Raw genomic sequence first — 18,228 nt, 5'->3', positions numbered from 1 at the left:
TGTCTTTTAGTGAGAAGAAACTGCTTTTAATCCGATTACTGAACCAATTAAGGTTACGATAAAAAATACTCTCCAGAAACTTACAGGATCCTTAAAGAAGAAGATTCCCATTAAGACGGTTCCTACCGCTCCAATTCCTGTCCATACAGCATAAGCCGTACCGATAGGTAATGTATGAGTAGCTTTGATAAGCAAAAGCATGCTTATAGTCATCGTTATCAGAAAACCTGTGTACCAAAGATACATCTCTGTTCCTGATGTCTCCTTTGCCTTTCCTAAACATGAAGCGAAGGCAACTTCAAATAATCCTGCGATAACTAATATGATCCAATTCATTTTGTAAATTTTTCTACTGCAAATTTCAGAATTTATGAGCAGAAAAAATTTTACAATTGTTAAAAAATACTATTTTATCTCTGCCCGAATTCTGCTTAAGCTCACCTGCGTAATCCCAAGGTAAGAGGCAATGTGACCAAGCTGAACCCTCTTTAATAAATCTGGTTGATACAGGATAATATCCTTATATCGTTCCAATGATGTTTTAAATTGCCTTGAGATAATGAGTTCTTCTGACTTTATCATTTCAGCTTCCGCAAGTTTTCTGCCCCAGTTGGCAATATGAATATCCTCGTTGAACAATGTTCTGAGGTTCTCTGTTTCCAGTCTGTATAAATCACAATCTTCCAGCAGCTCAATGCTTTCATAGCCAGGTTTGTCTTCCACATAACTTTTCATAGAAAGTACACATTGGCCTTCGCTTCCGAACCAGAATGTAATATCATTGTCGGACGTTGAAGAATAAGCACGCGCAATTCCTTTACGGATAAAATAAAGGTGTGGTATCACCTTATCTGCCTCCATCAGGCAATATCCTTTTGGATGAGAAACTTCTGTGATATATTCTTTTAAGCTATTTTTGGAAGCCTCAGGAAGTATATAAATTTGATCAAGAATCTGGTCTATATTCATAAATATGAATTCTAATATTCAAAAGTATCAGTTTTAAGTAATGTGATACAAAATAATCTGATATTTTTTATGGTTATATTAAGTAATAGGGTGAGCTATCTCGCCGGGTTTTCAATTTACCACTCCAAAGAAAGAGAATTCAGGCGTACTATAAAATTATATAACTCTCTTTTTTCTTTTAAATATTGAGATTAACCGTAAAGACCAATTTTGTTTTAGTAACTTTGCAGTTCGTAATATTATTTTTATGCACAAAGCTGGATTTGTAAATATAGTTGGAAAGCCGAATGCCGGAAAATCTACACTACTTAACCAATTGATGGGAGAGAAGTTGGCGATTGTAACGCAGAAAGCCCAGACAACCCGTCACAGAATTTTTGGTATTTATAATGAAGAGGATCTTCAAATCGTATTTTCTGATACTCCCGGAGTATTGGATCCTAAATACGGATTGCAGGAAAAAATGATGGATTTTGTAAAGGATTCCCTACAGGATGCTGATGTATTCCTGTTTATTGTAGATGTAACTGATAAAGCTGAACCATCAGAGTTCTTAATTGATAAATTAAATAAAATTCCTGTTCCTGTACTTCTTTTATTAAACAAAGTAGACCAAACAGATCAGGCTGGTCTTGAAAAATTGGTAGAAGACTGGCACAACAGGATTCCTAAAGCTGAAATTCTTCCAATTTCTGCCCTGAATGCCTTTAATACAGAAATTATCCTACCTAAATTAAAGTCTTTATTACCTGAAAACCCTCCTTACTATGATAAGGATCAGTATACTGACAAACCGGAAAGGTTCTTCGTAAATGAGGCTATCCGTGAGAAAATTCTTTTAAATTATGACAAGGAAATTCCATATTCTGTAGAAGTAGTTACCGAGCAGTTTAAGGAAAAAGAGGGCATTATCTTTATAGATTCTATTATCTATGTAGAAAGAGATACTCAGAAAGGAATTATTATTGGACATAAGGGTGAGGCTATCAAGAAAGTAGGGACAGATGCGAGGTTAGATCTTGAAAAATTCTTTTCCAAAAAAATTCACCTGAATTTATTCGTAAAGGTGAAAAAAGATTGGAGAAAGAATGACCGAGACTTGAAAAATTTCGGGTACAGATAGACTAAAAACACTGTAGATTCCGTTGTATTAAAAGATTTTTATTAACTTAGTCTAAATTTTTTAGTAAATGAACTATAATAATTCAAATTCAAGCTCAATACCTAAAGATATTATTTTATTGGCAGTGAGAGTGTTTGTAGGTTTTGCAATGCTTTCTCATGGATATCCAAAGCTCCAAATGTTATTGGCGGGCGGTAAAATTGAATTTTTCGATTTTATGGGATTGGGTCCACAGATTTCGTTGATTCTTACAGTAATTGCTGAATTTGCTTGTTCAATTTTACTGATATTAGGACTTTTTACAAGGATTTCCTTAGGTTTTTTGATCTTTACGATGGTCATTGCAGGATTTGTAGTTCATGGGGCAGACCCTTTTGAAAAAAGAGAAATGAGTCTTATTTATCTTTCTGTTTATCTTCTCCTGATGATTATTGGAGCCGGAAAGGTTTCTGTAGATCATATGATTGAAAGAAGAAAAAGAGCTTCAGACTGGTAATAAACTTACTGAATATAATATAAAAGAGCATCAATTGATGCTCTTTTTTTATTGGAGTTATATTTGAAATTGTCTTTGTTTTCAGATGTTATACGTGATTTGATATGTTGGTAATTATTCAAAAATCACTACATTCGTGGAAAATGAATCTATATGAAGATAAAGCTGACAATTTGCCTTCTGGCATTTCTCAATTTTTATGATGCACAGGAGAATATTACCTACCAAAAGCCTTCTGCAGAAATTCTGAAACTTGCAGATTATGAAAGACCACCTGCCGTTCTGATGAACAGTAAGAAAGACTGGGTTGTATTTACCTACAGACCGGCTTATAAAACTCTGAATGATCTTAACCAACAGGAAATGAAACTGGGAGGACTAAGGATCAATCCGGTTACTAATATTGCCAGTACGGTTACTTATTTTAATAATCTTAAAATAAGAAAGATCGGAGATAAAAATGAGACTCAGGTAAGAAATCTACCATCAGAAGCTAAAATTGCACATCTTTTATTTTCACCGGACGAAAAAAAACTGGCCTTTACCAATACGACCGATAAAGGAGTAGAGTTGTGGATGATAGACATGCAAACTGCCACTGCAAAAAAGATTACACAAGATGTTCTGAACGCGAACTTAGGATATCCGTACATCTGGTATAATGATTCACAAAGTTTATTGATAAGAACCCTTCCTCAGAACAGGCCTGCCTTGATTGATTCAAGTAAAGATCTTCCAACAGGACCTATTGTTTCTACAGCAGATGGAAAAGTTTCACAAAATAGAACATATCAGGATCTTTTAAAAAATCCACAGGATGAGAAGAACTTTGAGGTTCTTGTATCTTCTGAAGTTTATAACGTAGATCTGAACGGAAACCTGAAGAAGCTTATGGATAAAGATATGTATTCAGGGTTAAGCTTTTCTCCGGATGGTAACTACTTATTGACAACTACAATCAAAAAACCATTCTCCTATATTGTTCCACTGAACAGATTTCCCTCAACATCAACTGTATATGATACGAAAGGAAATGTTGTGAAAGTGGTAAACGAAGTTCCGCTTAATGAGATTATGCCAAAGGGCTTTTCATCAGTAAGAACAGGAAAAAGAGATATGAATTGGAGAAGCGATGCTCCGGCAACTCTAGTGTATACTGAAGCACTTGATGGAGGAAATCAACATAAGGCTGCCGAATACCGAGATGAAATCTTTACGTGGGAAGCTCCGTTTGCAGCGGCTCCAAAATCTTTCTTCAAAATGAAACAGAGATATGAAGATATTAATTGGACCAATGATCATTACGCTGTAGTTTCTGAAGAATGGTATGACACCAGAAACACAAAATCATTCCTGATTGACCTTAATAACAGAGAATCAAAGGTAATTGATGACAGAAATGTTCAGGATGTTTATAGTGATCCGGGTAAATTTAACAAGGTAAAAAATCAATACGGAAAATCGGTTATTGATATGAAAGGTGGGAAGACCTATCTGATAGGTGACGGATTTACAAAAGACGGACAACATCCTTTCATTGATGAAATGGATGTTAAATCACTGAAAAAGAAAAGACTGTATACGTCGAACATCAAGAATGCAAAGGAAAATATTGTTGATATTCTGAATCCGTCAAAAGGAGAGATTTTGACAACTCAGGAGGCTTCAAACCAGTATCCAAACTATTTTAAAAAGAATATTAAATCCAATAAAACAGAAGCTGTAACTTATTTTGCAAATCCTTTTGAAAGCATCAAGGATATTTACAAAGAAGTGATTACTTACAAAAGGAATGATGGTGTTACCCTGAGTGGAATTCTTTATCTGCCAGCAAATTACGACAGAAAGGCTAAAAAAGAAAAGCTTCCCCTTTTAATCTGGGCTTATCCGAGAGAGTATAAAGATAAAAATACAGCAGGCCAAAGTACCCAAAATGATAATGATTTTACATTTCCGACTTACGGATCTTTTGTATACTGGACTACTAAAGGGTATGCTGTGCTAGATCATGCTGCTTTCCCAATCATTGGAGAAGGAAAAACAGAACCCAATGATACCTTTATTACTCAGTTGGTTGCCAATGCAGATGCTGCCATCAATGCGGTAGATCAATTGGGATATATTGATAAAAAGAAAGTGGCTGTAGGAGGGCATTCCTATGGGGCCTTTATGACTGCCAATCTTTTGACTCATTCTCATCTTTTTGCGTGTGGTATTGCTAGAAGTGGAGCATATAACAGAACGTTGACTCCATTTGGATTTCAGAGTGAGCAAAGAAATTATTGGGATGTTCCGGAGGTTTATAACACGATGTCTCCCTTTATGAATGCGGATAAAATGAAAACACCATTACTTTTGATTCATGGTGATGCAGATAACAACCCAGGGACTTTTACATTACAGACTGAAAGATATTTCCAGGCCTTGAAAAACCTTGGTGCTCCGGTAAGAATGGTTCTTCTTCCAAAAGAATCCCACGGATATCAGGCTAAAGAAAATATTCTACATGTTTTATGGGAACAGGATCAGTTCCTTGAAAAATGTTTGAAAAAATAATATACAGAAGAGGTTGTTTCCAAGAAACAACCTCTTTTTTATTTAAGTGAAAAATGTAGTTTTAAAGCTTAAAATTATAAGTATTTTAATATTTCATCAATACTTTTCAGTTCCATAAAATGTTCATGTTCTAAATTCACATCATGTTGTTCATGGTTCCATGTGACATGATAAGGAATATGTGCTGCAGATCCTCCGATTTCCAAAACAGGTAGAATATCAGACTTAATGGAGTTTCCTAGCATCAGGAAATTTTCCGGCTGACAGTCAAGATGCTTCAATAGCTTTTTATAATCATTCTCTTTCTTGTCACTCATAATCTCAATATGGTGGAAATAATCCTGTAATCCCGAATTCTTAAGCTTGCGTTCCTGATCCAGTAAATCTCCTTTTGTCGCTACAACCAGTCTGTATTTTCCTTTTAAGCTATCCAATGTATCCGTAACTCCATCCAAAAGTTCAATGGGTTTTTGCAAAAGTTCCTGGCCTAGTTCAATGGCTTTGTTAACCAGCTGTAAAGAGGCTGTATTATGGGTAACCCTGCTGATGGTTTCAATCATACAAAGCATGAAGCCCTTTACCCCATACCCATACAAATGCAGGTTTTGCATTTCGGTCTTAAATAATTCCTGAGAAACGGAATGCTGAGGAAGGTAATCTTCTAAGAGTATACAGAATTCTTTTTCTGCCTCCTGAAAATAAGGCTCATTCACCCAAAGAGTATCATCTGCATCAAAGGCTATTGTAGTAATGTGATTATTCATTTTAGTTTTGTAATTTTCAGCTTCAAATTTCAGCATAAAAAATAAACCAGAAAAGGACAATTGTCCCGAATGAATATGTTACGGACGAATCAATCATTTTTAAGCTATCTTGAAGAGCTCTATCACAACCAGAATGGAGAAGATATTATGTTACAGTCTTTTTCCAAGGGAGAAAAGTTATTAATTCAGGATCAGCCTCTTTCTAAAGTTATGCTCATTAAGGAAGGGATAGGTAAGTGCTATTTTGGAGAGGAAAATGGAAAGGAATATATTGTTGAGTTTCTGGGAAGCGGAGAGATTATTGGAGAGGTAGAATTGATAAAAAATATTCCTTGTTTGTGTGGTATTGAAGCGTTGACTGATGTTGCAGTTTATACCATCAATCTGAATCATTTTAAGAACCTGATTAAAAATGATCTTATCCTGAACAACTTACTATTAGATTCCTTTGCTGAAAGGATTATTAATACTTCCAGCAGGGCTTCTTATCAACAGCTTTATACCATAGAACATACCTTGGCACAACTGCTTAAAATGCAGTCAAAACAGAATATCCAAATTTCAAAGGAAAATATGGCTGCCTACCTGGGAATAACGGTGAGAAGCCTGAACAGGATTTTAAAAGATTTGAAATAATTTTGTTGGAAATGCGAGTAGTAAAATGAGCAGTATTCAATTTTATCGGAGATCAAATCTTTGCGTCTTAAAATATCAAATGCGATCAGATCCATCGCGCCTTTGTGAATTTAAATATTAAAAAACAGGTTTTGGCTTTTGGTTTAAGGGGTTTAATTGATTTTAATATTATTATTTATATAAAATAGTTGAATTCTAAAGGGGTATTTTGAAAATTTATTATTTTTGTATTAAAATAAGTTTGATTTAATGTCAATGGAAGAATTAAAGTTCAGAAATGCTGAGTTGGTAGATTTAAATAAAATCGTGGCCATATATAATTCCACAATTGCTTCAAGAATGGTGACAGCTGATGTGGAGGAAGTCTCTGTAGAAAGCAAGCAGAAATGGTTTAATGAGCATAATCCTGAAACAAGGCCACTCTGGATTGTTGAAGACCACGAAGATCAGATTATAGGATGGGTAAGCTTTAGTTCATTCCACGAAAGACCTGCGTACAGCGGAACGGTAGAAGTGAGTATTTATCTGGATGAAAGCTGTAGAGGAAAAGGCTATGGTAAGACCATTCTTCAGTATTGTATTGATAATGCCGGAAAATTTGGAGTGAACAATCTTGTAGCGCTTATCTTTCTTCACAACGAGCCAAGTCTGAAGTTATTCAGGCACTTTGGGTTTGAAGACTGGGGGAAGCTTCCCGATGTCGCTGTTTTGGATGGTATTGAAAGAAGTCTGGTGATTTTAGGTAAAAGAATAAAATAGAATATAAAAGCCGTCTCATTTGAGGTGGCTTTTCTCTTATTTCTATATTAAAAAATATATCTCGCTGATTTAGCAAATTACGCAGATATTAAAATATTTATGACTTTCAAGATTTGCATGAAACTGATAGTTTATGGGATTAAAAAAACATATACTTTGTCACCCCGTAGGAGTATCAGCAGTCTTTTTGTTTTTTCATGTTTAGTCTTACAGCATGAAAAAGATTGTAGATGTTTTTAACTGTTGAAAATGTCTAATATTAATACTTTTATTTGTAATTGAAATCTGCATAATCTCCAAAACCTGCGAGAAAAATAAAAGGCTGCTTCTATTGAAACAGCCTTTTTTAAGTATTATATATTCTGCTTAATTCTCTTGGCAGACATATTCAGGAATCGTTTAACAAGGAAAACAGCTGATACCGTTAATCCAAGCCCAAGGGCGATCCACATTCCAAAGGCTCCCATTTCCAGGGTAACACAGAAGAAATATCCTAAAGGAATCGTAATAACCCAATAAGCGATAAAGGTATAAATGGATGGTATTTTAACATCCTGCAAACCTCTTAGCATTCCTAAAGCTGTTACCTGAATTCCATCAGAAAGCTGGAATAAAGCAGCAATAATCATTAGCTTTGAAGCCAGAGCAATTACTTCAACTTCTTCTTTTTTCGTGAAGAAAGTTGGTAATATATTTCTGCCCAGTACGAAGAATAATCCACAGATACACATAAAGATAAATGCAATCTTTAAATTATTGATTCCGACTTTTCTTAATTCAACAAAATTCTGTTCACCCAATTTTCTTCCGATCATAACAGTAGAAGCTACGCTGAACCCAACACAAAGGTTGAATGTAAATGAGGCCATACTCAATGCAATCTGGTGAGAAGCAATATCATGGGCAGAGATCAATCCGCAGATAAAGGCAGCACCTGCAAAGGCGGTTACCTCAAAGAACATCTGTAAAGCTGTAGGTAATCCCAGTTTTACCATTTTATCAAACATAGCCTTAGAGAAGTCCTGTACTTTCAAAGAGAAGTCTTTGATATAACGTCTTGTTCTCTCTTCTTTAATCAATACAAAATAAAGGAAAACAGCCATAAAGATTCTGGAGATCAGAGTTGCTAAAGCAGATCCTTTTACCCCCATTGGAGGTATTCCCCAAAGTCCTTTAATAAACACGTAGTTTAAAACGATATTAATGATATTGGCAATGATGGTAGCCTTGGTAACTCCAATCGTATAAGATAGTCCCTCTGAAACCTCACGAAGCGTCTGAAATGCCATAATTGGTATCATACTCACCACCATAATACTTAAAAAGCCTATGGTGTCAGGAATAATTTTTGCTGGCTGTCCGGAATGATGGAGTAGAGGCATTACTGCAAATAAAACCAGCATAAGAATTACTCCTACCGCCATATTGATAACAAAACCATGACTAAACACGGAATTAATAGTAGCATGATCCTCCTTTGAGTGTGCTTCTGAAACCAGCGGTGGTATGGCAAATGAAAACCCAAGTGCCAATACAAATATGGAGAAGAAAACTGCATTTCCTAATGAAACAGACGCCAAGGCATCTGCTCCTAAAAGTTTTCCAACAATAATATTGTCGAATAAATTTACTGAAACTTGCCCTACCTGGGTGAGCATCACAGGCAGAGCCAAAGTCAGGCATTCCTTTGTGTAGTTTTTGTTTAAAAATTTCATAATATTTTAAGATTCATATAGTTTATAATTCAAATAGTCCAAAAAAAAATTTGCAGTAGTAATACTGCAAATTTTTATAATATTGTAAATAATAGCTTTATTATTTCCTTACAAAACTTGCAACGTCATCCGCAGAAACAGTATTTCCACCAAGAATAATTAATCTTTCTACAACATTCCTTAATTCTCTGATATTTCCAGTCCATGAAAGTGCTTTTAAAGCATCAATAGCTTTATCATCAAACTTTTTCATAGCAGTACCATGCTCATCAGCAATCATACCGGAGAAATGCTCAACTAATAATTTGATATCGTCTTTTCTATCATCCAATGGCGGAACATAGATTTCAATTACAGAAAGTCTGTGGTAAAGATCTTCTCTGAATTTCCCTTCCTCAATCTCTTTCTGCATATTTTTATTAGTCGCCGCAATTACTCTTACGTCAACTTTTATTTCTTTATCACTTCCCACAGGAGAAACTTTGCTTTCCTGAAGCGCTCTCAATACCTTAGCCTGAGCAATAAGGCTCATGTCTCCAATTTCATCAAGGAATATAGTACCACCATTAGCTTGTTCAAATTTTCCTTGCTTATCCTTGATAGCACCTGTAAAAGATCCCTTTACATGCCCGAAAAGCTCAGATTCAATAAGTTCAGATGGGATTGCAGCACAGTTTACTTCAATCATTGGTCCTCTTGCACGCTCACTTTGGTTATGGATAGCATGAGCTACCAATTCCTTTCCTGCACCATTGGGTCCTGTAATCAAAACTCTGGCATCGGAAACGGCTACCTTTTCGATCATATCCTGAATCTTCTGCAGGGCAGGAGAGGTACCGATCATTTGGTATTTTTTGTTAACTTTTCTCTTTAAGGTCTTGTTTTCAGTCTGAAGATTTTTGTTTTCTTTCTTCAGAGTTTCCTTAGCCAGCGCATTTTTTACACTGGTGATCAGTCTATTGATGTCAATGGGCTTGGAAATAAAGTCATATGCACCCTCTTTCAAGCAGGAAACAGCAGAATCAATGTCTGCGTGACCTGAGATCATGATAAAAGTAGTTTCTGGTTTTAATATAAGACTCTGCTTTAAAAGTTCAGTTCCTGAAAGTTTAGGCATTTTGATATCAGAAATCACCAATGCGAAATCTTCTTTTTCTACCTGCTTGTAACCTTCAAGGCCGTCTTCAGCGATAACAAATTCATATTCTGTAAGTTCATCAGACAGAATACTGTGAAGTACTCCCGAGATTGCTTTTTCGTCTTCTACTATAAGGATTTTTTGCATAGTTGCAAATTTAAATTTTTTGTTTCAATTATTAGCAAAAACCATACCTAAAAATTCTATTTGGAATAGTCTCTTCTCCCAAAAATGGCGGATCCAACCCTTACAGAATTGGCTCCACATTCAATGGCTACAGGGAAATCGTCACTCATTCCCATTGATAAGGTTTTTAATCGTTTTAGTTGATTTAATTCATCAAAAAGACCTTTTAAAGTTAAAAATTCGTTTCTGACCTGCTGCTCATCATCCGTAAAAGTAGCCATTCCCATCAGGCCTGTAATCTCAATGTGAGGAAAACCTCCATCAATATACTGTTGGAATAGATCTTTAGCTTCTGATATTTCAAGTCCGAATTTACTTTCTTCTGCTGCTATCTTTACCTGAAGCAGAACTTTAATTGTTCTTTCATTTTTTCCTGACTCCTTGTTGATTTCAGCTAATAATTTTTGAGAATCTACACTTTGTATGGTATCTATGAATGGAGCTATATACTTCACTTTATTGGTTTGTAAATGCCCGATCAGGTGCCATTGGATGTCTTTAGGAAGGAGAGGATGTTTTTCCATCAATTCCTGAACCTTATTTTCTCCAAAAACTCTTTGACCCAGATCATAGACTTCCTGTATAGAAGAAACCGGATGCGTTTTTGAAACCGCAACCAGTTGAACATCTGACGTAAGCTGATCCTTTATAGCTTGATAATTTTCCTTAATACTCATAAATGCAAATTTCCGAAATTTACCTGAGAGTTTCCCAGTTAACAATACATTTTACATTGTATTTTTATAAAGTAGATTAATTCAAGACTTCATTTATCTTAGGATATTGAGAAATTTTTCTGAAAACAAATCGGTTGCTTTTCTGTAGTTTTTCAATAAACAGATCCAGTTCGTTAATAGAATCTGTATCTCTAAGATATTGGTCATGAGTTAAAAATACAAGGTGTCTTGATGTTTTTTCAAGATCGTTCAAGAAGATGCTGTCTACTTTTTTCAACATGGCTTCATGACTTCCTTTCAATGTCATTTTTTGAGATGGTCTCCATTCAAGATCCCAACCAATTACTTTGTATCCTGCTTTTTTAAGGCCGTCTGCGGCTGCAGTGGAGCTTTTAATATCAGTTACATTAATATTGTTTAGCCTCCAGATATTTCTGCCGGGAGTTCTTGCTATTTTATCATGAAGCTTTAGACTGTCTTTAGCGATATCAAAATCATGGACAACACTTTCTGCACTTCTGTAAAAATCAGTGTATTTGTTATGAGCATGCGTAAAGCTATGATTGGCTAACTCAATCAGTGGATTTTGCTTCAAAAGTTCAAAATCTTTCTTTTGCCTTGTACTTCCGTATGCATGTTTTCCTACTAAAAAAGCGGTTGCACAAACATTTCTTTTGTCAAGGATTTTTAAAAGATTTTCTGTACCCTGGTTGGGGCCGTCATCAAAGGTAAGATAGATTACTCTTTTATCCGGATCTACACTTTCCTCATCCATCTGGGTGACGGGTTCTGCGGTAGGATGTTCCTGTGAGCTGACAGAGTCATTCACTTCATTCTTAAAATTACAGCTGTTTACTAGAACAGTAGTTGCACTCACCAATGCAAACATCCCGAGAAAAGTCCTATTTCTTGACTTTCCCGCAAAAATTTTTCTCATAAGGGTAATGGAGATTAAATTGTTAAAAATCGTTAAAAATAACGCTTGAATGTTAACAAATTATATGCCATTGATTGTTGTGTTTTGTTATTTTAAGGATATTTTAAGAACTTTATTTTAAAGGGTATTTTTGTTAATTCTTTGATAGTTAACTAATAATTCTGTTTTCTTTAAATCTTAACATTTATAATTGTCAAAACGATAGGTTTTCTCTATTTATGTTCGTGTTTTAGAATTCTTCATAGGTTGGAGAATTAATTAATTTGAAATAATTTTTAACTATTTTTTTGAAAGGAAATTGTTTTTCAGAAAGTCTCTTACAAAGTTCTGACAGAGAGAAAAATCAATGGTTTTAAAACTTCTTTTAATAGTTATAAAAAGAACCCATTTCATAACTCTGATGAAATGGGTTCTTTATTATTGAAATTTTAAAATGCTATTTTATATCCAGATCTACTGAATTTAATCTTAGTGAATTCAGTATCACAGATAATGAGCTTACACTCATGGCTGCAGCTGCAATCATCGGAGACAATAGAATTCCGAAGAATGGATATAGTAATCCTGCTGCTACGGGAATTCCTAATACGTTATAGATAAAGGCGAAGAACAAGTTTTCTTTGATGTTTTTAAGAAGTTTTTCACTTAAGAGTTTTGCTTTTGCGACTCCCAGAATGTCTCCTTTTAATAAAGTGATCTCGGCGCTTTCTATAGCAACGTCAGTACCGGTTCCCATTGCAATTCCTATATCTGACTGGGCAAGAGCAGGGGAGTCATTGATTCCGTCACCGGTCATAGCTACCACTTTTCCTTGTTGCTGTAGTTTTTTTACTTCATTTAATTTGTCTTCCGGAAGACAGTTGGCTTTAAAGTGCTTGATTCCAAGTTCTGTGGCAACCGCTTTTGCGGTATGCTCATTGTCTCCGGTCATCATAATAATGTCAACTCCTTCACTCATTAATCGTTCTACAGCCTTTTTGGAGCTGGCTTTAATTTTATCCGTAAAGCTGATGAATCCTAAAACCTGTTGATCTTGTGCAATATAGGAAATGGTATGTGCTTTTGACTTTACTTCAATTGCTTTTTGTTTCAATCCATTTGGAATTTGAATCTGGTGTGAGGTTAATAAGTTTTCATTCCCAAGGTAAGCTGTTTTACCATTGATATTTCCTTTTATTCCTTTACCTGAAACATTTTCAAACTGATCTACTTTCTCTGCTGAGATATTCTCTTCCTTTGCTCTTTTGATTACAGCACTGGAAAGTGGATGTTCAGAATTTTGATTTAAGGAAAATGCAAGTTTTAAAAGCTGTTTCTTGTCCTCATTATTGACAGTTTCAATATATTCTACAGAAGGTTTTCCTTCCGTTAATGTTCCTGTTTTATCAGTAATTAAAACATTGACCTTGTTCATTTGTTCAAGAGCTTCTGCATTTTTAATCAGAATACCATTTTTGGCGCCTTTTCCGATTCCTACCATTAAGGACATTGGAGTGGCTAAACCTAGAGCACAGGGACAGGCTACAATTAAAACAGCCACTGCATTCACAAAAGCGAATAAGCTTCTTTTCCCCTCCGGACCGAAAAACTGCCATGATACAAAGGTAAGTGCCGCAATAAGGATTACCACAGGGACGAATACTTTTGAAACTTTATCTGTAAGTTTTTGGATAGGAGCCCTGCTACGGCTTGCTTCATTAACCATTTTAATGATCTGCGAAAGGAGAGTTTCATCACCTACCTTTTCAGCTTTCATAATGAAAACCTGATTTCCATTAATAGTTCCTGAAGAAACCTTGTCGTCTATACCTTTTTCAACAGGAATGGGTTCTCCCGTAATCATGCTTTCATCCACAATAGAATTTCCCTCTGTAATTTTCCCGTCAACAGGAATTTTTTCACCCGGTTTAACCTTTAATAGATCTCCGATTTTTACCTGAGAAAGTAGAACTCTTTTTTCTTCTCCATTTACAATGAGGTTGGCTTCATCTGGTGATAGATTCATTAATTCCTTGATCGCATTTCCTGTCTTTTTATGAGCTGCGGCTTCCATTAATTGTCCTAAAATAACAAGGGTAAGGATGACACAGACCGCTTCAAAATATAATGGAATTTCATGATTATGTCCTCTGATTTCATGGGGGATAATATCAGGAAAAGCCAATGCTGCAATACTGAAAATAAATGCTGCTGCCACGCCCAGTGCGATAAGACTAAACATGTTAAGGTTCCATGTTTTAAATGACACCCAGCCTCTTTTCAGCAGAAACCAGCCTGAATAGAACATGACAGGAAGTGTTAAAGCAAGTTCAATATATCCCTGAATCTGATGAGAAAAAGGAAAATTAATAAACATTCCGCCCATTGAAAGAATGAAAACAGGAATTGTAAACGCCAGTGAGGTGATGAATTTTCTTTTTAGAATATTATAGGTTTCATCTTCTTCATCGTCTTCGTTATCGGGCATTCTTACAAGGTCCATTCCGCAAATAGGGCAGTCTCCGGGTTCATCACGGATAATCTCAGGATGCATCGGACAGGTGTACTTTGCTGTTTTCTTTTCAGGATATTTTACAAGATCCATCCCACACACAGGACATCCTACATTGGAGTCATAAGTTTTGTCTCCCTCACAATACATCGGACAATAGTATTTTCCGGCCATTTCATCTGTAACTTTAGGGGCTTCATGATGATGGCTGTGGCTATGTGAATGTGAGTGTTGATGTTGTTCGCCTGCACTTTTTGCAAGATTATCCGTGATTTCTTCTAAATGCATATGGCATACCGGACAATCTCCTTTTTCATCATATATCTTATCTCCTTCACAAAACATCGGACAATAGTATTTTCCAACACTGCTTTTGAAGTTTTCAGGAAGATGGGTGGATGAATAAGTGGGTTTGTGGTTAGGGTCCTTAGCTAGCTTCTCTTCAATAGGAACTAAGTACATATTGCAATCCGGACATCTTTCACCCTGCTTGAAGTATACTTTGTCTCCCTCGCATTCCATTGGACAATAATATACTGAGGATGGAGAGACACGATCCTGAGGTTTTACAAACGCTTTTTCAGGATTGTTGGGGTCTTCAAGTCTGTATTTTCCTATTTCTGCCAATGCATCGTTTAAAACTGAAAGTCCAACTTGGTGGTCAGAAGTAATTGTTGCGGTATTATTTTCCAGATTTACATCAGCCTTTACTCCGTCTATACCGTTCAGTTGATTAGATATCTTTTTCTGGCAACCGGAACAGGTCATTCCGAGAATTTTATACTGTTGTTCCATGATTCTTAAATTTATATTACAAATTTCCAAAATGGAAAGCTAAGGTTGTTATAAATTTAAGGATAATAGTTATAGAATTTGGCTTGAGGGTGCTAAGGTATTGGAAGTGGTAGGTTATTAGAGTGTTAGAGTGGGAGAGTGTTGTATTTTTTTACAATATTAAAATTCTCCCACGCTCCGACTCTTGCACCTTAAAGATTGTCTAGTGGTTTTCTGTGGTGGTCCTTTAGCTTTTTGAATTCAGTAGGAGTGAAACCTGTAACATTCCGAAATTGAGAAGAAAGATGCTGCACACTCTTGTAACCTAATTTTCCTGCAATTTCAGTGAGGTTAAATTCATTATATAAAAGCAGTTCCTTTACTTTTTCTATTTTTTGAAGGATAAAAAACTGTTCCAGAGTAATATTCTCGTTCTGCGAGAATGTTTTTGAAAGGGAACTATAGTCTTTATGAAGTTTTGAGCTTAAAAATTCGGAAAGCAGAAAATCTTCATCAATATCCAGTTCGCGGACTTTTACAATGATTAAGTTTTTGATCTTTTCAACCAATTGATGTGCAGAATCCATAATTCTCTCAAAACCGGTTTCCAAGAGTTTTTCTTCAATGGATTGCATGGTATTGACAGGAACTTCTGCTTCTGTTTCAACTTCTCCCAGGATAATGGAACTGGTTTTTACATCAGCATTATTGAAGATCGTCTCCACGGCAGCAATACACCTGCTACAGACCATGTTCTTTACGAAAATTTTCATTGGCCGCTATTTAATCTGTCTTTTACAAATTCAATTTGAGTTTTACCATGAGGAGCCGGATTTCCATCGCTGTCCAGATTAACCATTACAATTTTATCAACAGTAATAATAGTTTGATGGGTCATTTTGTTTCGAACATTACATTTTAAAGTAATAGAAGAAGAACCGAAATGAGATGCTTCAATTCCTATTTCTATAATGTCACCCTGTTTTGCTGAGCTTACGAAATTGATCTCCGAAATAAACTTGGTGACAACCTTAGTGTTTTCTAATTGAATAATAGCATATAATGCAGCCTCTTCATCAATCCATTGTAGTAGTCTTCCTCCGAAAAGAGAGTGATTAGGATTTAAATCTTCGGGTTTAACCCATTTTCTAGTATGATAGTTCATATTCTTAAATAATTTGCAGTACAAATTTAGTGTTAAAAGCTGGAGTTTTCAAAAGATAGGTATTCATTGATCTGAAAAGAATTATTCATTTTCTCAATCATTTTCTTTTGGAGCGCATTGCTTTTGTTTTCGCAATAGAGGGGTCATTAAGTAGTTTTTGATATTCTTCACTTTCTATAGGAAAGATGGCTACTTTTCCTTCATGGTTATGATGAATTCCAAATCCATATCTTTTGGCTAGGGGAGAGGATCGTAGGCAGGCCTGGCCTTTAGAAAAGAACTGATCTCTTGCTTCCTGTTTTTCATTCTCTGAAATATCATTTTTAAAAGAATAGCAGTCAAAAATAATATCATCTGACGAATATTGATAAGGATGTTTACTGATTTGTTCATATTGAAGATTAGCCAGTGTTTTTTCTTTCTTTTCCGGCGGTATCAGTGCCTGGAAAGCAGGGCAGTCTTCGGCAACCTCAATGAATGTATTAATATAGTTGGTGGTATGTTGTTTCATGATAGAATTAGATTGGGTTACAACTGGTTTATAAATATAATACTATTCCATGTTTTTGAAATGCCATTTTGATCAGATAATATCAAGATTTATGACGATTGTAATCTGTAAATGAATGATTTTATAGGTTTACATTATTAATAAAGGTAATGGTTGAGAAATTATTCCTTATAATTATCTATTAATTTTATAATATTAACTAACTTTAACTTTTGTAATTTCAACTATTTAATTATTTGATAGTCAACTATTTAAATTTGTTTTTAACTGCTTTTGGTTGCTTGAATTCAAACTAATGTGAGAAACATTAAAAAAAAGCTTTGATTTGACATTTTTAATTGTATCTTGCATACGTTTATATTTGGAATCAATATTTGTTCATTAATTTATGTTGTTTTTCTTTTATATACCAAATTTTTATTAATTTTTTAATTTATTCAAAATGAACATTTTTGTTTCAAACATCAATTACGCAACTAAAGAGTATGAGTTGCACGATCTATTCGCAGAATTTGGGGATGTATCATCAGCTAAAATCGTTACAGACAGAGAGACTGGTCGCTCTAGAGGTTTCGGTTTCGTAGAAATGGGTGATGAAGAAGGAAAGCAAGCTATTGAAGCTCTTAATCAAAAAGAATTCAACGGTAAAACATTAAACGTATCTGAAGCTAAGCCAAGAGAAGAAAAGCCAAGAAGAAGCTTTGACAACAACAGAGGTGGTGGTTACGGAAACAACCGTGGAGGTAACGGTGGTGGATACGGTGGAAATAGCCGTGGAGGTAACGGCGGTGGAAATCGTTGGTAAAAAATATGAAGCGGCTTTTTTAAGCCGCTTTTTTTTATTGTTTCTTTTTCTTCTTCTTTTTATCTTTTTCCTTATCCTTGCTGATCTTACTTTTCTTTTCTTTCTTCGGATTTAATATCTCATCAGCAACCTCAAACTTTGGTTCCTCAATTTTTGCGGGCTTAATTTCAATTTTAAGATCAAAGTAGCCTTTTAAGTCTTCCTGCGATATTAATTTTTCATTGAATAAAAACTCCAGAATTTCCTTTCCTGAATCATTAAAAAAGTTGTGTGAAAGTTCTTTCAATAAGAATTTCTTATATTCTTCAAATGGAACAATTACGGTATACTTAAAGATTCGTCCTTCCTTTACCGTAGATAAATAGCCCTTTTCAACTAATATTTTCAAATATGTGGAAACCGTATTTTGGTGTGGTTTCGGTTCCGGATGCTGCTCCATAACGTCCTTCAGATAGAAAGATTCCATTTTCCAAAACAGCTTCATAAAGTTTTCTTCTGCGGCAGTAAGATGATTGATTTTCATATA

18 protein-coding genes are annotated in these 18,228 nt (G+C 35.1%); 6 read left to right on the top strand and 12 right to left on the bottom strand.

Going from position 1 to position 18,228, the window contains the following annotated elements; all coding sequences use genetic code 11:
• Nucleotides 1-6: 6 nt before the first annotated feature.
• Together C1638_RS06465 and C1638_RS06460 are read right to left on the bottom strand one after the other, a co-directional pair.
• A complete protein-coding gene (locus C1638_RS06465; protein ID WP_109619354.1) occupies nucleotides 7-336 on the bottom strand; it encodes a DMT family transporter in 330 nt (109 codons plus the stop codon).
• A 69-nt stretch (nucleotides 337-405) separates the two neighbouring features.
• The gene (locus C1638_RS06460; RefSeq protein WP_109619352.1) at nucleotides 406-969 is read right to left on the bottom strand and encodes a Crp/Fnr family transcriptional regulator; all 564 of its coding nucleotides are present in this window, start codon (nucleotides 967-969) and stop codon (nucleotides 406-408) included.
• 247 nt (nucleotides 970-1,216) lie between these two features.
• On the opposite strand from C1638_RS06460, the gene era reads away from it, so the two are divergent.
• The 3 genes from era to C1638_RS06445 all read left to right on the top strand — a co-directional run bounded on the left by era (nucleotide 1,217) and on the right by C1638_RS06445 (nucleotide 5,144).
• Entirely contained in the window at nucleotides 1,217-2,092 is an 876-nt protein-coding gene (gene era / locus C1638_RS06455) for a GTPase Era (RefSeq protein ID WP_076355663.1), read from the top strand.
• A gap of 67 nt (nucleotides 2,093-2,159) precedes the next feature.
• Entirely contained in the window at nucleotides 2,160-2,588 is a 429-nt protein-coding gene (locus C1638_RS06450) for a DoxX family protein (protein ID WP_076355661.1), read from the top strand.
• A 153-nt stretch (nucleotides 2,589-2,741) separates the two neighbouring features.
• Nucleotides 2,742-5,144 (top strand): S9 family peptidase, encoded by a 2,403-nt coding sequence (locus tag C1638_RS06445; RefSeq protein WP_109619350.1) that lies wholly within the window; start codon nucleotides 2,742-2,744, stop codon nucleotides 5,142-5,144.
• Nucleotides 5,145-5,218: 74 nt separating this feature from the next.
• Here C1638_RS06445 and C1638_RS06440 read toward each other — a convergent pair whose 3' ends face one another.
• On the bottom strand, nucleotides 5,219-5,908 hold the full coding sequence (locus C1638_RS06440; RefSeq protein WP_109620583.1) for an HAD family hydrolase: 690 nt from the start codon (nucleotides 5,906-5,908) through the stop codon (nucleotides 5,219-5,221).
• Nucleotides 5,909-5,983: 75 nt separating this feature from the next.
• Between C1638_RS06440 and C1638_RS06435 the strand changes: the two genes are divergently transcribed.
• Both C1638_RS06435 and C1638_RS06430 read left to right on the top strand, forming a co-directional pair.
• On the top strand, nucleotides 5,984-6,544 hold the full coding sequence (locus C1638_RS06435) for a Crp/Fnr family transcriptional regulator (protein WP_109620581.1): 561 nt from the start codon (nucleotides 5,984-5,986) through the stop codon (nucleotides 6,542-6,544).
• A gap of 249 nt (nucleotides 6,545-6,793) precedes the next feature.
• Entirely contained in the window at nucleotides 6,794-7,303 is a 510-nt protein-coding gene (locus tag C1638_RS06430; RefSeq protein ID WP_228428061.1) for a GNAT family N-acetyltransferase, read from the top strand.
• A 353-nt stretch (nucleotides 7,304-7,656) separates the two neighbouring features.
• Here the strand turns inward: C1638_RS06430 and C1638_RS06425 are convergent, their stop codons facing one another.
• The 8 genes from C1638_RS06425 to C1638_RS06390 form a co-directional block, all read right to left on the bottom strand.
• Nucleotides 7,657-9,018 (bottom strand): MATE family efflux transporter, encoded by a 1,362-nt coding sequence (locus tag C1638_RS06425; RefSeq protein WP_109619348.1) that lies wholly within the window; start codon nucleotides 9,016-9,018, stop codon nucleotides 7,657-7,659.
• A 100-nt stretch (nucleotides 9,019-9,118) separates the two neighbouring features.
• Entirely contained in the window at nucleotides 9,119-10,303 is a 1,185-nt protein-coding gene (locus C1638_RS06420) for a sigma-54-dependent transcriptional regulator (protein ID WP_109619346.1), read from the bottom strand.
• Nucleotides 10,304-10,359: 56 nt separating this feature from the next.
• Entirely contained in the window at nucleotides 10,360-11,019 is a 660-nt protein-coding gene (locus C1638_RS06415) for a YggS family pyridoxal phosphate-dependent enzyme (protein ID WP_109619344.1), read from the bottom strand.
• A gap of 76 nt (nucleotides 11,020-11,095) precedes the next feature.
• Entirely contained in the window at nucleotides 11,096-11,956 is an 861-nt protein-coding gene (locus tag C1638_RS06410; protein ID WP_109619342.1) for a polysaccharide deacetylase family protein, read from the bottom strand.
• Between the two features lie 436 nt (nucleotides 11,957-12,392).
• On the bottom strand, nucleotides 12,393-15,242 hold the full coding sequence (locus tag C1638_RS06405) for a heavy metal translocating P-type ATPase (RefSeq protein WP_109619340.1): 2,850 nt from the start codon (nucleotides 15,240-15,242) through the stop codon (nucleotides 12,393-12,395).
• 191 nt (nucleotides 15,243-15,433) lie between these two features.
• A complete protein-coding gene (locus tag C1638_RS06400; protein ID WP_109619337.1) occupies nucleotides 15,434-15,994 on the bottom strand; it encodes a helix-turn-helix domain-containing protein in 561 nt (186 codons plus the stop codon).
• The gene (locus C1638_RS06395) at nucleotides 15,991-16,386 is read right to left on the bottom strand and encodes an acyl-CoA thioesterase (protein WP_076355641.1); all 396 of its coding nucleotides are present in this window, start codon (nucleotides 16,384-16,386) and stop codon (nucleotides 15,991-15,993) included. Before C1638_RS06395 ends, C1638_RS06400 begins: the two co-directional genes overlap by 4 nt.
• 97 nt (nucleotides 16,387-16,483) lie before the next feature.
• A complete protein-coding gene (locus C1638_RS06390) occupies nucleotides 16,484-16,897 on the bottom strand; it encodes a DUF6157 family protein (RefSeq protein ID WP_109619335.1) in 414 nt (137 codons plus the stop codon).
• A 442-nt stretch (nucleotides 16,898-17,339) separates the two neighbouring features.
• Between C1638_RS06390 and rbp the strand changes: the two genes are divergently transcribed.
• Nucleotides 17,340-17,702: an RNA-binding regulator gene (gene rbp, locus C1638_RS06385; protein WP_076355637.1), complete on the top strand. Its 363-nt coding sequence runs from the start codon at nucleotides 17,340-17,342 to the stop codon at nucleotides 17,700-17,702.
• Between the two features lie 34 nt (nucleotides 17,703-17,736).
• Here the strand turns inward: rbp and C1638_RS06380 are convergent, their stop codons facing one another.
• Nucleotides 17,737-18,225: a BlaI/MecI/CopY family transcriptional regulator gene (locus C1638_RS06380; protein ID WP_109620577.1), complete on the bottom strand. Its 489-nt coding sequence runs from the start codon at nucleotides 18,223-18,225 to the stop codon at nucleotides 17,737-17,739.
• Nucleotides 18,226-18,228: the final 3 nt, after the last annotated feature.

Source organism: Chryseobacterium oncorhynchi (assembly GCF_002899895.1).
Lineage (GTDB): Bacteria > Bacteroidota > Bacteroidia > Flavobacteriales > Weeksellaceae > Chryseobacterium > Chryseobacterium oncorhynchi.
Note: the sequence above shows the minus strand (reverse complement) of the source record. Positions and strands in the feature narration are given on the sequence as shown.

Coding starts and splice junctions, on each gene's coding strand:
- C1638_RS06435 (WP_109620581.1), top strand. CDS start 5,984: ATGTTACGGACGAATCAATCATTTTTAAGCTATCTTGAAGAGCTCTAT.
- C1638_RS06445 (WP_109619350.1), top strand. CDS start 2,742: ATGAAGATAAAGCTGACAATTTGCCTTCTGGCATTTCTCAATTTTTAT.
- C1638_RS06395 (WP_076355641.1), bottom strand. CDS start 16,386: ATGAACTATCATACTAGAAAATGGGTTAAACCCGAAGATTTAAATCCT.
- C1638_RS06400 (WP_109619337.1), bottom strand. CDS start 15,994: ATGAAAATTTTCGTAAAGAACATGGTCTGTAGCAGGTGTATTGCTGCC.
- C1638_RS06410 (WP_109619342.1), bottom strand. CDS start 11,956: ATGAGAAAAATTTTTGCGGGAAAGTCAAGAAATAGGACTTTTCTCGGG.
- C1638_RS06420 (WP_109619346.1), bottom strand. CDS start 10,303: ATGCAAAAAATCCTTATAGTAGAAGACGAAAAAGCAATCTCGGGAGTA.
- C1638_RS06380 (WP_109620577.1), bottom strand. CDS start 18,225: ATGAAAATCAATCATCTTACTGCCGCAGAAGAAAACTTTATGAAGCTG.
- C1638_RS06390 (WP_109619335.1), bottom strand. CDS start 16,897: ATGAAACAACATACCACCAACTATATTAATACATTCATTGAGGTTGCC.
- era (WP_076355663.1), top strand. CDS start 1,217: ATGCACAAAGCTGGATTTGTAAATATAGTTGGAAAGCCGAATGCCGGA.
- C1638_RS06460 (WP_109619352.1), bottom strand. CDS start 969: ATGAATATAGACCAGATTCTTGATCAAATTTATATACTTCCTGAGGCT.
- C1638_RS06450 (WP_076355661.1), top strand. CDS start 2,160: ATGAACTATAATAATTCAAATTCAAGCTCAATACCTAAAGATATTATT.
- rbp (WP_076355637.1), top strand. CDS start 17,340: ATGAACATTTTTGTTTCAAACATCAATTACGCAACTAAAGAGTATGAG.
- C1638_RS06465 (WP_109619354.1), bottom strand. CDS start 336: ATGAATTGGATCATATTAGTTATCGCAGGATTATTTGAAGTTGCCTTC.
- C1638_RS06440 (WP_109620583.1), bottom strand. CDS start 5,908: ATGAATAATCACATTACTACAATAGCCTTTGATGCAGATGATACTCTT.
- C1638_RS06405 (WP_109619340.1), bottom strand. CDS start 15,242: ATGGAACAACAGTATAAAATTCTCGGAATGACCTGTTCCGGTTGCCAG.
- C1638_RS06425 (WP_109619348.1), bottom strand. CDS start 9,018: ATGAAATTTTTAAACAAAAACTACACAAAGGAATGCCTGACTTTGGCT.
- C1638_RS06430 (WP_228428061.1), top strand. CDS start 6,794: ATGTCAATGGAAGAATTAAAGTTCAGAAATGCTGAGTTGGTAGATTTA.
- C1638_RS06415 (WP_109619344.1), bottom strand. CDS start 11,019: ATGAGTATTAAGGAAAATTATCAAGCTATAAAGGATCAGCTTACGTCA.